This window comes from Halobacillus halophilus (assembly GCF_020171985.1).
Taxonomy (GTDB): Bacteria; Bacillota; Bacilli; order Bacillales; family Halobacillaceae; genus Halobacillus; species Halobacillus halophilus_A.
On sequence record NZ_JAIVAL010000012.1, the window covers coordinates 60,281 to 73,711 of the forward strand.

The following is a 13,431-nucleotide window of genomic DNA, read 5'->3' on the forward strand; positions in this document are numbered from 1 at the left end:
GTAACCTTTTTAAGAGGGACGCCTGCATAATACGGGGGTATATTCAGTATATCAGAGGAGTGTTGAGTGAGCAGAATTACAAGGAAGACTTTAAATACGCTAGGAAAAAGATGTATGTGTAAGAATTTATGGATATAGGTTTACAAGACCCTGATTTCTGGTATTATATACAAGGATTTGATGATAAATCCTGATAAATACTACTTGAAAGGGGATATTAGCTTATGCTTACATCTCTTTATATGCTGTCCCTTACTGTCCTTCTAACGTTTCTAGTATTATATGCCGTGGATAAAGTGGCGAACCGCTTTAAGAAGATCCAAAAAGAGCCAGCTCAAACTGAAGAAGTCCCGTCGGAAATTGATTTCAGTCATTCCTATAAATAAATGCTTACGTCCAAGCGGCCTCCCTAACGGGAAAGGCCGCTTTTTACATGAGAGAGAAGTGGTGAAGCCTTTTACAAATATTACCAAATATTACCGGACCAGGTCATACATATATTTCCAGCATCCTTATTCCATACTCAGGGGCTGCTCGTTTTGTTAGCCTGAATAATATGGTAGAATAGATATGTTTAGATATTCGGCGAATAGGTTTACTCAACTATGTATGAGTTTAATGAAATAAATGTTATGTCACGTTTGAAAAAAGGGGATTATTCATGGATAATAAAGCGGTTGTGTTAGGTGCGAATTATTATATAGGATTGAGTACAATCCGCTGCTTAGGCATTCACGATGTGCACGTAGCGGCTGTTGATTATTCGTGGGAAGGGGCTTATGGACTTGAGTCCAAGTACGTCTCTGAAGCGTTAATTGCTCCTCATTATAAAAACGATCCGGAAGGACTTCTTTCCTTTTTGATTGATTACTCCAAACAGCAGAGCAATACGCCTGTGCTTATTCCTACAGCTGATCCGTACGTAGAGTTTGTAGACGAGCATTTAATGGAATTACGGGAACATTTCCTTATTCCCCAGAAAGAACAAGGGCTATATACTAAAATAATGGACAAAGGCACGTTGCATACACTTGCTTCCGAGCACGGCGTAGCGGTTCCTGAAACGGTTCATATTGATGAAGAGAACTTTTTACAGAAAGTAGAGGAAAAGATTCAATTTCCGTGTCTCGTTAAACCGGTGGATTCTCCTGCTTTTGTTTCCAAGTTCAGAAGGAAGCTGTTCAAAGTCTTTACAGAAGAAGAGCTTCTTGAGAAAGTCAATATGGCTAAAGAAGAAAATATTGAAGTGATTGTACAGCGGATTATTCCGGGCTTCGATGATCATATGTACACTTTCGACGCCTACTTGAATCAAAATTCAGAGGTTACACACTGGGTCACATGCCAGAAACTTCGTCAATTCCCTGTGAACTACGGGGCCTCGGTTTATACCCAGCAGAAATATGTCCCGGAACTGTATGACCTTGGGAAGAAGTTTCTTGAAGGCATCCAGTATAAAGGATTTGCAGAAATTGAATTTAAAAAAGATGAACAAACCGGACAATTCTATTTAATTGAAATTAACGTCCGAATTACGAATTTAAACAGCCTGTTATACAAAACGGGAATCAATATTCCTTATATTACGTACAGGGAGCTTATGGGGAACCCGATCGAGCCAAAAGCTGTAGAGAAAGACATGAATCTGGTCTTCTGGTATGCTTACGAGGATTTACTGGCCGTACGTGAATACGTTAAAACCGGACAACTTTCCATTCCAAAGGTACTGGCCTCTTATTTCCGTCCAAAAGCCCACGCGATTTGGGACGCAAAAGATCCAAAACCGGCTTTTGCATTCGGAAAGAAAATGGCAGGTCTAGTGGCTGGAAAAGTACGGAAAACAAGCTGATTCAGTAAGGTTGTAAAATAACAAAAAAGTTCACCCATATACAAAATAAGGATCGCAATAATCGGATAAGGTTAAAACATTGCAGGGAAGGTAGATTAGAATGGCTAAACTATATGAATTGCTGAAATCCATTCAAGTTTTAGATGCTTGGAACGAACAAGAGCTGGATATTCATGGACTGGCTTATAACTCCAGAAAAGTGAAACAAGGAGATATTTTTGTATGTATTAAAGGGTTTAAAACGGATGGGCATGCGTATATATTAGAAGCTATATCTAATGGAGCGGCAGCCATTGTAGTTGAAGATTATCAAGAAGGATGGGATGATATCCCGCAGTTTCGCGTAGCGGACAGTCGTCAGGCCCTTGCCGCGCTGAGCGACGCTTTCTATCATCATCCATCCCAATCGATGAAGACGATCGGCATCACCGCGACCAATGGAAAAACCTCTACATCATTTATGACCGATGCGATCCTCGAAGAGCACGGAGTTAAGACGGGTCTTATAGGCACAGTGGTTGTTAAATTCGGTGATTACTCCGAGCCGACGAAACTGACGACGCCGGAATCGCTCGACCTTCATCACTACTTTGCCCAAATGCGGGAGCAGGACGTCTCTCACGTAACGATGGAAGTGTCTTCTTCTGCCCTTGATTTAAAAAGGGTAGGGAGCGTGGATTTTGATATTGTCACGCTGAATAATATCAGCCGCGAGCATATCGATCTGCACGGTTCCTTTGAGGAGTACTTTAACGCTAAAGCGAGTCTGATCAGGGAAGCGGGTGCAGATAAATGGGCCATCCTTAACCTGGATGATCCTTATTCAGCTTCTCTGGTGGATGAAACGAAAGCGCAGTTGCTTACTTTCAGCGTGGAAACAGGAGATGGCGATCTGATCTGTAAGAACCTTGACCTGTCCACCGGCCGCGCGAAATTTACAGTTGAAATCAGAAAGCCGATATATGTAGGAGAGGCACCAATTGAGCCTCAGGAATTTGATATTGAACTATCCACTCCTGGTTACCACTCTGTGTATAATTCCATGGTGGCTATTGCAGCTGGATTATTGAGTGAGGTGCCGGTTCCAACGATTCAAAAGGGACTGAAGTCCTTTGGAGGGGTGGAGCGCCGCTTTGAAATGGTATTTGAAGATGATTTTAAAATTTTAGATGACCATTTTGCGAATTACGGCAATATTAATGTGACTTTAAGTACATTGCAGCAGATGGAGTATAATCAATTAAAGCTCGTCTATGCGATCCGCGGAAGCCGGGGGGTAACGGTTAACCGTGAGAATGCAAAAGCGATTGTGGAATGGGCTCCAAAGCTCGGCATTAAAGAGGTCATTGCGACCCTCAGTGAGTCTCATGTTACCGATAAAGACCAGGTCACTGATGAGGAGCTGCGGGTTTTCCAGGAAATGATGAAAGATGCAGGTATCCAGGTACACTTATATAAAGAATTGGATGACGCTGTCCGCCACGCTTTATCAGAAGTAGGAACAGACGATGTTGTACTCTTAGCGGGATGCCAAGGTATGGACCCAGGAGCAAAAATCGCACTTGAGCAATTAAACAAAGCGAGACCAGAAATGGATGAAGAAGAACTATTCAAGCCGCTGAAAAACAGAGTGGCAGGAATCATGTAGTCATCATAGGAAGGTTCGGGTCTTACGCAAGGAGGCATTTCATGAACGATAAACTAATCGGTATACTCGGAGGTATGGGGCCTGAGGCTACGGCCGAATGCTATCTCAAAATCATCCGGGCAACCAGTGCCAGAAAGGATCAGGAACATTTCCGCGTCATTATCGACAGCAATGCAAAGATCCCTGACCGCACAGAAGCTATTTCCGGAAGAGGCGAAAATCCGCTGCCCGAAATGATCCACGCCGCAAAAAACTTAGAAAAGCTGGACGTGGAGGTTGCCTGTATTCCGTGTATGACCGCCCACTATTTCATAGAAGACGTACAAAAAGAGGTTTCATATCCATTACTGAATGCTTTTTTAGAGTTGAAAAATTTCATCCGCAATTTCTATCCGGATATATCTAAAATCGGCATTTTAGCTACGACGGGTACATTAGAAACCGGTCTTTTTGAGAAGTATCTCGATCATCTGGATATTGTATATCCGACGCCCATGACCCAAAATGAAAAGGTCATGAAGTCCATTTATGGTGAAAATGGAATCAAGAGTGGGAATACGGATGGAGAGCCGCTTGAGCTATTAAAAGAAGCTTCTCAGGAACTGCTGGATAACGGCGCACAATTAATCATATCCGGATGTACAGAGATTGGTCTGGTACTGAAACCTTATCACCTACCTGTACCTCTCGTCGATCCGATGGAAGTGGTAGCTAATGTCGTTGTAAAAGAATCCGTATATCAACAATCCTAAGCCGGTAAAAGGTGGAGAACTCGTTTTTAAAGACCCATATATAAAGGAGCGAGGCACATGGCAGCTGATGATTTTAATAAGTTTTTGTCAGAATCCTTTAGTGAAGGTGTTTATTTTAGAGAGCTTAGGCTGACTCAGAAAGAGATCGATGCAGTAAAAATGATGTACCCGACAGCTCTCATCAAACGAACGAGTGAAGGGAACGATGTGCAGAGTAAAGCCTGGTATGAAATCAACCTTTTGCCGGTGGAAGGCCAAACAGAAAACGTGGAAGCCATTCGAAATGAAAATACGCGCTTGAAACGTGAACTTGAAGTATTAAAGCAATTAAAAAGTTAAGGCTGAATTTCATACAGTTACGAGAGACAATTCCAAAAGGAGTTGTCTTTTTTTGTGGTCTGAACGCTTTATGTATATACATGTGTCATTCGACAAAATATTGGTTAACTGACCATAAACACCCTGGTTTTGTCACGTTTATGTAAAAGCATGAAACACAAATGTAATAATAAATTGTCTTTTTTTATCGAACTTGTTTGTTATAATTAGAAAGGTAAAAGAAGCCGGAAATGTAAGACTACATATTTCAGACATCGAAGATTTACATCATGAGTGGAAAGCAGGAAGTGATATAAATTGTTGGATAAGCATCATCTCAATCCTTTATCTTTCGGTGTTCTGAAAGCCATCCGATTTAATAAAAGAGAGAAAAATCGGCAATTCGGAAGTAAGAGGTGGCATCAAAGATGAAACTTAAGACATTTGGACGACATGGTAAAGAGGGCGTAAAGAACATTACGAGAAACCGCTGGATGTCCTTAGCTTCTATATCAGCTGTAACGGTTACGCTGCTGCTGGTAGGAGTCTTCGCTGCATTACTCCTTAATTTAAACCATATAGGCTCTCAAATCGAAGAAAACGTAGAAGTCCGTGTCTTTATGGACTTAACACTCGAAGAGCCGGGTCAAAATGAACTGAAAGATAAATTGCAAGACATCCCCGAAGTGGACACCGTTACCTTTCAATCTAAGGAAGAAGGACTGGAGAAGTTAATTGACAGTCTGGGAGAAGAGGGAGAAGTATTTGAATCCCTTAAAGATGAGAATCCGTTAAATGATGTGTACATCGTCAAAACCAAAAATCCTGAAGATACCATTCAAGTGGCTCAATCTATTAAGTCATTCGAAAACGTTGAAAAGGTGGAGTATGCCAAAGAAACCGTTCAACGGCTTTTTAATGTAATGGATTTAGCTCGTAATATTGGCCTTGCCATAATTGCCGGTCTATTGTTCACCGCTATGTTCCTCATTGCGAATACGATTCGTATTACCATTGTGGCACGCAGAAAAGAAATCAGCATTATGAAAATGGTAGGAGCAACCAACTGGTTTATCCGCTGGCCATTCTTAGTAGAGGGCATCTTAATTGGTATGTTAGGAGCAGCTATTCCAATTGCTGTCGTAGTCTTTGGGTATAGATACCTGTTCCAGGAAGTTACGACTCGATATCCGACACTATTTGTTGAATTACTCCCTGTGTACCCGTTTGTATGGAAAGTATCCATCCTGCTCATTTTAATGGGGATCATTATCGGACTATGGGGAAGCTTTACGTCTATTAGAAAATATCTGAAAGTTTAATATAAAAATACACATGTGTTTTGGGGAGGAAGAGGGATTGAAGTTTAAGTTTACAGTTGCACTCCTGATCGCCACGCTTGTACTTGCCGGCTTATCATCCGGAACAAGTCCAGTTTTCGCAGAATCGTATGAAGACCAAATCGAAAAGAGTAAAGAGCAAGTAGAAGAAAATGAGGATCAGTTAGAAGAAAACAAAAACAGCCAATCAGACAATGAATCTGAGAAACAGGAAAAACAGGAAAAGATTGATGAATTGAAAGAAGACCAGGAAAAATTGAACGAAGAAATTGAGCGCCTGGACAAACAAATGATGGAGACGACTGACAAAATAGATAAAAAAGAAGAAGAAATAGAGAAAACCAGAGAGAATATTGAACAGCTGAAAGAAGATATTGCTGAACTGGAAAAACGAATCGCTGAAAGGGACGAGCTTCTCAAAGATCGTGTGAAGTCCATGTACCAGAATGGAGGAGCCATCGATTACTTAGACGTACTTATGGGAGCAGAAAGCTTCGGTAACTTCCTCGAAAGAATCATGAGCTTAAATACCATTGCCGAACAGGACAGGGAAATACTTGAACAGCATAAAGCTGATAAAGAAGCTGTGGAGAGTAAAAAGGCAGAGGTGGAAGAGGAATTAACCTCTCTTGAAGAAAAACTCTCTGAACTGGAATCATTAAAGAGTGACCTGGACAGCCAGAAGGAAGATAAAAATGAACTGATGAATTCACTTGAACTGGAAGAAGAAGAACTTCATAATCATGTGATGGATTTAGAAGAAGAAAACCAAACATTAGCTGCACAGGAAGAAGCAATTAAGAAAGAAATCGAACGAGCCGAGAGGGCAGCCGAAGAAGCTGAACAAAAAGCAGCGGAAGAAAAAGCACGTAAAGAGGCAGCTAGAAAAGCAGCAGCTGAAAAGGCAAGAAAAGAAGCTGAGGAAGCCGCCAGAAAAGCTGCCCAGGATCGAGCTGATGAAAAAGCAGCGGAAGAAGCAGCTGAAGCTGAACGAAAAGCCGAAGAAGAAGAGCAGAAAGCAGAAGAGGAAGCTGAAGAAGATAAAAAGGCAACCTCCAGCTCTTCAGGTTCTTCAGGCAGCAGTTCCAACTTCGCCTGGCCTGCTTCCGCCGGAACAACCTCCGAATATGGTATGAGATATCACCCGATTGATAACGAAGAGCGTTTACATTCCGGTATTGATCTTGCTAAGAGCGGAACGGTTCCGATAAGGGCTTCAGCTGATGGAACGGTCATACGTGCCGGTTATTCATCCAGTTACGGCAATAATGTATTTATTACGCATCGTATCGGCGGAAAGACGTACACGACTGTATATGCCCACCTGAGGTCCACTCCAGCTGTTTCTGCAGGAGAGTCTGTATCACAAGGCGATTTCCTGGGTAATATGGGAAGTACCGGGAACTCAACCGGACAGCATCTGCACTTTGAGATTCATATCGGTTCGTGGAACCCAAGCCGGTCTAATTCAGTGGACCCGCGCCGTTTCCTGCCATAAATTCTATAATACTAGTAAAAAAGGATTGCACGTCGGGTGCAATCCTTTTTTGTGACTATTCGACTGTGTGGGTTTGAAAGTACGACCACAAGGCTGCTTTTCTTATATTTCCCGGAGTGGAGTTCCGTTCATGGTCTGATCATATATGCTAACAACTTCCGATTTTGATTTTTTGTTGTGAATAGGAAGAGCAGAGAATGACGTTAAATCTTCATGGCATATGGGGCACATCCAGGTGCCCTCGCTGCTGCTGTAAGAGGGGCGGTGACAGCGTGGGCATTGTTTTTTGTACATAGTTTCCCTCCCTGTTAACCGATGAAAATATGACATATAAATAGTTATCATAAGTCAGTTATGCTTGGCGTAAGTCATCTACCTAATACTTGCTTACCCTATTAAGTTGAAAGTACAACAGAATAAATGGATATATTTACTTACTGAATCATTTTAAGCAGGAACAGGATGTATGGCATAGTTTATATTCCAAGCTAGTCATCATTGGAAACTTTAATAGTTTACCATCTACAAGGCGGCTGCCTCATTTTATCTGCTCAGCCAGTATGCTAGATTAATTATTGGGCTTCGCCCGCATGCTGAGTAGCTTCTAGGTTGAACTCCAGATTAAGGTTGAGTCCCTGATATTCATTCTGTACGTATACGCCATCCGCATCCTTTTCATTATCATTGATAAATTTTACTTCCATAACGATATGGTCATTATCATTAACAGGGAGGTTTGGTTTGAGTGGAAAGATCCAAACTTTCTCTAAGTATGTAGTAATATCTGGGGAGTTCCCATTCTCGGATAACTGTTTCAACTCAGCTAAGGTGAGACTGTTGAAAGGAGTGATGATCGGCTGTAAATCGCTGGTTAGCAAACGCACTTTAAATTGCGAACCTAGATCTTTGTCTGCGACGTTTCCATTATCATCAGTAACCGTATAATCTGTGTGCATCAGTACTTTTTCAATATCGACAGTACCGTTGTTAATAATCTTAAAATCTCGAAGCATGTGATCTCCTGGAACTAAACCATCAATGTCAAATAGGATTTGAGGATTTACGGATAAATCCAAGACTCCTGCACCGTACTGGCCGGAAGCTGCTTCTACATCGTTAAAGGAGGCCCAGGTTCCGCCGCCGATCATAGTTAATCCTAAAGCCCCTATTAAGACGCCTGCCGCTAGTTTCTTCTTTAAATTCATAGCTTTCACCTCATTTGTAAGATAGAAAAAGAGTGGGTTTTACCCCACCCTTTTGAAGTTATATTATTTTGCTGAAGGGGCTTCTTGAGTTGCTTCAAAGTTGAAATCAAGTGTAGCTGAATTTCCTTGATATTGGTTTTGAAGGTATTCACCTTCAGCATCTTTCTCTCCATCTTCCACGAATTCTACATTAATTGTTATAGTATCAGAATCCCGGTTTTCTCCTTCTTTCTTATTAAAGCCATCACCCGAAGCAATATCGAAAGAGTCAGCAGCTATTAATTCAGCCATCGTCGCACTACCACCAAATTCCTCCGCTAAAATATTACGTCCATCAGAATCAAACATAGTAATCTTAAACTGTCCATAAAAAGCTTCAGCGGAGTCATTACCTCCATTTTCTGCACTTCCAGCATTAAAAGTTGCATCTACATCAAACAAGACTTCTGCGATATCCACATTACCACTGTTCATAATTTCAAAGGAACGTGAGATAGTATCTCCAGGCACCATACCATCTACACCCAAGGATTTGTTCAAGTGGCCTAAACTCAAATCAAGTTCCCCAGCAGAATAAGTACCCTGCGCACCTTCCACATCGTTAAACGCTGCAAATGTACCTCCACCAATCAACGATAGTCCAAGCGCACCAGTCATAACACCCATACCCAACTTCTTCTTAATACCCATTTTTCTTCCTCCTCTTAAATCTTTTTTTATTTTTTGAACCCTTATGTATGTACATAAGGAGGTACAAACTATTGTGCTTTGGCTTCACTCGATTCTTCCTTGCGATCAAGAGCCGCTATGGATCGCCATATGGAGAAAGCAGAGTACAAAACGAGTAATACACCAGGAACAATCATCAGAAGGACAGCGCCTTTCTGAGAGTTGGCAAACGTCATAGCATAACCAAGGTAAGGAACCGTGAAGCCTGAATATTCTCCTACCACATTGGAGGCCATGACTGATTCACCATCTGCGTTTTCGTTGTTGTCACCTTTTGTGACGTAGCTTGCGTTCTCACCCGTACCTTGAACTTCCATGATGCGGTGAGTGACTAGGGTGTCGTCTTCTTTTACAAAGGTAATGATGTCACCTTTTGTCATAGATTCTTTATCAATAGCGGGATCTATAGCAATCACAGAACCGGTTTGAAAGGTAGGTTCCATGGAGCCGGAAAGAACAGTTTTTAATTGGTAGCCTAAAATATTAGGCTCCCCTCCAGAAGCTTTCGACGAAATTACGAGAAAGATCATACAGGCAAGCAGCGTGAACAACACTACATTGACTAGACTGCTAAGCAGCCCGAGTACTTTTTTTCCATTCATTTGAATAGGCCCTCCTCATAGGGTTATGAATTTTCCTTGGCTGAAGGTTCAGATTTATGATCATCAGTGGATTTTTCGGTTTCTTTCTTGTCAGAGCTTTCATCTTTTTCTTCAGGATTATCTTTCTTGGCTGATTTCTTAGCTTCATCGGACTGCTTATCCTGACGTTGCGAGGATTTTTCTTGAGCTTCTGACTCATTAGTTGTAGAGTCAGACTTCTCTGTTTTTTCTTTTTCTGGTTTATTTTCCTTGCTTGAATCAGACGATTTGGTTGATTTATCTTCTTTAGATGGTTGGTCTTCAGACGCCTTATCTTTAGATTCTGGCTTTTCCTGATCGCTTTCTTTTTCATCATCCTTTTCCTTATTTGCTGTCTCTTTGGGCTTGGCTTTTTCAGATGATTCTTCCTTATCCTTGCTCTTTTCTTCCGTTTGCTTCTCAGCTTTTTCTTTCTCCAACTTCTCTTTCTCAGCTGCCTCTTCTTCCTTCAGCTTTTCAGCTTCTTCAGCTTCTTTCTCTTTCTTCAGTTTTTCAGCTTCTTTAGCCTTTTGTTCTTCCAGTCGCTCTTCAGTAAGCATGCTCTGTTCTTTTTGAGCTTTTTCTAGTTCTTCAATTTCGCCCTTCATTTCCTTCTCCGCTTTATCAAAGGAATCCGAAAACTCTTCGAAGTATGCTTCCATTTCTTTAGGCAGATCTAATGGATCTGCTGAAGGCGAACCTTTTTCTTTGGAGGAAAATGAATCAAGCATGGCTAACAAGGATTGCTGAATCTTGTCAGGAAACTCAGGTGTTTTTTCAAAGATATCGTTTACTTCGCTCTTCATATTTTTACTATCGATCAATGTACATTCTGGGTCGTAGGATTTGAATTCGAGAATCTGCCGGGCGAGCTCGTTGATCTTATTAATTTCCTTTAACACTTTGGACTGTTTCTTTTCATACTGGCTGCGTGTTTTCTCAAGCGCATCCATTTCTTTTTCATACTCTTTTATTTGATCATCACTTTTTTTGATATACTGTTCTAGCGCATCAGATGTAAGTTCATCTGGCTTAGTTGGTTCTTCCAAATCAATTGAGTGTTCTTTATAAGAAGAAACAGAGTGGATGAGTTCCGATAAACGGTCGAGTGACTTGATCAATTCCTCAAACTTTCCTTCAATGGTTACAGGGAAAACTTCACACGTGGCTACTTCAGTACTTACGGTTTCCAAATCATTAAACGATCCGTATGTATGGCCGGTAACTTGTGAAAGTCCGCTAATTAACAGAGACGATACAGCTAATCCTGAAGTAATAGACTTTGCCAGCTTTATCTGTTCATTCTTTTGACCATTTTTCTTTTTCGGCCTTTTTCCCAGAGGAATACACCCCTTTCAACCCTTGTTCTTTTTAGTGTTGACTCGTTCTTTATTACGAATTAACTAACGTGAGTATATATCGGCTGGTTATAAATTGGAAACTCCCAAAATTGACCATTTTTCGTAATTAAGAACAAATTAACCATCATATCCCTCGTTATGCTACGAAATACTTACTTTTTTAAAAAGTATTTCTTAAATTATTTCTTATATAGAACGAAAACGTTATAAAGTACCAAATTTCGACGAGGTATAGTGGTTCTAAATAAATTAATAATTTAGAATATTCCAACAAAAAGGAAAATACATAGGATAGAAAGTCTATATCGAAGACTTAAAATTAAGCAATGGATCAGAAAACGGCCATCATCATGTTCTTTATTACGAAAAAATCTTGCTTATTTTACAAAATAACCCTTGTATTTCGTGATAAAATCATGTATTGTGCTTTATAAAGAACAACCGCTAAGCAATTATTCCCGCATGATGTAATTCAAGAAAGGGGGAGGTACTTTGAGTACTCGTCGTTCAATAATGACAGCACTTCTGGGAATGGGTATCTTCATTTTGGTTCAATTCTTATTCTTTCCTTCGCCTGCTTTATCTAAGGAGACATCCGGCCAGCATCCTGATGTACTAGTCGTGCATTCGACGGAGAACAACGAGCTGACGGAGCAGCAGAGAAAACTGGATCTATTAATTAGTCATTTTACGAAGGAGGTACGTTTTACATCTGCCGAAGATTTAGCCAGTGAAGATCTCCAGGACATCACGCATCTTTTCTATTTTGGGGAAGAGCAAACCGTACTGTCTGAAAAAACAGCCCGTCTGATTGATGATTTCTCTGGCGTAAAGATGATCCTGGGAAATAACGAAAATCAGTTTCCGCATAGCTATAGTTTCGTTAAAAAGAACGGTCATGCAATTATCGAGAATTTAACGTTAAGGAAGACTGAGGAAACGATCACTCTATCAGAACCTCATCAAATATTTAACATCGATATGGAATCTAATGCACAAACGCTCATCTCAGCGGATAAACATCCGCTGCTAGTGAAGAGCCATTCCAATTATTATTATGCAGACAGTGAAATTTCACTGGAGGATGCCATCCTAATGGGAGAAGTTCTGCATCAAGTATTCGAAAAGGAGCATAAAGAGAGTCACCCGGCTGTTATCCGATTGGAGGATGTGAATCCCAGACTGGATCCTGAAATGCTTCGTCAGTGTGCGGATGTGTTAATAGAAAAAGATATTCCATTTATGGTAGCCGTGACGCCAGTTTACAAAAACCCCGAGACCGGAGAAGAGTACCACTTAACCGATGCACCTGACCTTCTAAACATCCTTCATGATATTGAGGACCAAGGAGCATCCATCATTCTTCATGGCTATACCGATCAATCAGGTACTGGAAAAACCGGGGATGGGTTTGAATTTAGTGAAATGGAACGTTCCGAGCTGGAAACACGGATTGAGAAAGGAAAAAAAGAACTGATAAAGATGGGGTTGACGCCTCTTGCTTTGGAAACTCCCCATTACACCATATCTCAAGATGGATATGGAGCAGCAGCCAACCACTTCGCGAAATACCTGGGTCAGTTACAGCTCACAGATGATAACTGGAAAGTCATGATGGAGGCTCCGTATCTTACCTCCCCAACGTATCTTAAAGGGATGGAATTGATTCCAGAGACTCTTCGATACGTACAGGAAGGGGAGGTTCATTCTATAGAACGTATGGCTGAAAGGGCAGACAATTTAATGATTTTAAGAGACAGCGTATTGAGTGCTTTCTACCACCCTTACCTCGGTCCAGAAGGGTTAGAGGAAGTGGTCGAAGAGATAATGACTTATCCTAATGTGGAATGGGTAGATCTTAAGGCAGACGCTTCTCTTACTCAAGGAGTAGCTGATAATGAAAAATCTCGGGATAAAGAAGATTTACTATTGAACGGAAAGGTTAAACAAAATTCTTTCCTATCCTTAAACTTACTATGGAATCCTATCATAATTGGTGGGTGCATCACCATCCTGGTCATCCTGCTGTCTTACGCTCTGTCTCTAAAAATCAAAAAAGAAAATGAATAGAGTCTATTTTTTTAACTCACCGTTCTTTATATAGAACGTAA

At 41.0% G+C, this 13,431-nt stretch carries 12 protein-coding genes; 8 read left to right on the forward strand and 4 right to left on the reverse strand.

Annotated features, from left to right (window positions below; all coding sequences use genetic code 11):
* Positions 1-224: 224 nt before the first annotated feature.
* The 7 genes from LCM11_RS16300 (at position 225) to LCM11_RS16330 (ending at position 7,405) form a co-directional block, all read left to right on the forward strand.
* Entirely contained in the window at positions 225-386 is a 162-nt protein-coding gene (locus LCM11_RS16300) for a hypothetical protein (protein WP_224895344.1), read from the forward strand.
* A 275-nt stretch (positions 387-661) separates the two neighbouring features.
* A complete protein-coding gene (locus tag LCM11_RS16305) occupies positions 662-1,849 on the forward strand; it encodes a carboxylate--amine ligase (protein WP_224895345.1) in 1,188 nt (395 codons plus the stop codon).
* Between the two features lie 100 nt (positions 1,850-1,949).
* Positions 1,950-3,497 (forward strand): Mur ligase family protein, encoded by a 1,548-nt coding sequence (locus tag LCM11_RS16310; RefSeq protein ID WP_224895346.1) that lies wholly within the window; start codon positions 1,950-1,952, stop codon positions 3,495-3,497.
* A 41-nt stretch (positions 3,498-3,538) separates the two neighbouring features.
* Positions 3,539-4,249 (forward strand): aspartate/glutamate racemase family protein, encoded by a 711-nt coding sequence (locus LCM11_RS16315; protein WP_224895347.1) that lies wholly within the window; start codon positions 3,539-3,541, stop codon positions 4,247-4,249.
* Positions 4,250-4,306: 57 nt separating this feature from the next.
* The gene (locus tag LCM11_RS16320) at positions 4,307-4,588 is read left to right on the forward strand and encodes a hypothetical protein (RefSeq protein WP_224895349.1); all 282 of its coding nucleotides are present in this window, start codon (positions 4,307-4,309) and stop codon (positions 4,586-4,588) included.
* Between the two features lie 407 nt (positions 4,589-4,995).
* A complete protein-coding gene (gene ftsX / locus LCM11_RS16325) occupies positions 4,996-5,889 on the forward strand; it encodes a permease-like cell division protein FtsX (protein ID WP_224895350.1) in 894 nt (297 codons plus the stop codon).
* Positions 5,890-5,926: 37 nt separating this feature from the next.
* Complete coding sequence (locus tag LCM11_RS16330) at positions 5,927-7,405, forward strand: murein hydrolase activator EnvC family protein (RefSeq protein ID WP_224895351.1); 1,479 nt, start codon at positions 5,927-5,929, stop codon at positions 7,403-7,405.
* A gap of 572 nt (positions 7,406-7,977) precedes the next feature.
* On the opposite strand, the gene LCM11_RS16335 is transcribed toward LCM11_RS16330, so the two are convergent.
* From LCM11_RS16335 to LCM11_RS16350, 4 genes are all read right to left on the reverse strand, one after another.
* Entirely contained in the window at positions 7,978-8,610 is a 633-nt protein-coding gene (locus LCM11_RS16335) for a TasA family protein (RefSeq protein WP_224895352.1), read from the reverse strand.
* 63 nt (positions 8,611-8,673) lie between these two features.
* The gene (locus LCM11_RS16340; RefSeq protein WP_224895353.1) at positions 8,674-9,300 is read right to left on the reverse strand and encodes a TasA family protein; all 627 of its coding nucleotides are present in this window, start codon (positions 9,298-9,300) and stop codon (positions 8,674-8,676) included.
* A gap of 68 nt (positions 9,301-9,368) precedes the next feature.
* Complete coding sequence (sipW, locus tag LCM11_RS16345; protein ID WP_224895354.1) at positions 9,369-9,941, reverse strand: signal peptidase I SipW; 573 nt, start codon at positions 9,939-9,941, stop codon at positions 9,369-9,371.
* A 23-nt stretch (positions 9,942-9,964) separates the two neighbouring features.
* The gene (locus LCM11_RS16350; RefSeq protein ID WP_224895355.1) at positions 9,965-11,152 is read right to left on the reverse strand and encodes a hypothetical protein; all 1,188 of its coding nucleotides are present in this window, start codon (positions 11,150-11,152) and stop codon (positions 9,965-9,967) included.
* Positions 11,153-11,812: 660 nt separating this feature from the next.
* Between LCM11_RS16350 and LCM11_RS16355 the strand changes: the two genes are divergently transcribed.
* Complete coding sequence (locus LCM11_RS16355) at positions 11,813-13,390, forward strand: DUF2334 domain-containing protein (protein ID WP_224895356.1); 1,578 nt, start codon at positions 11,813-11,815, stop codon at positions 13,388-13,390.
* The last annotated feature ends 41 nt before the right edge of the window (positions 13,391-13,431 follow it).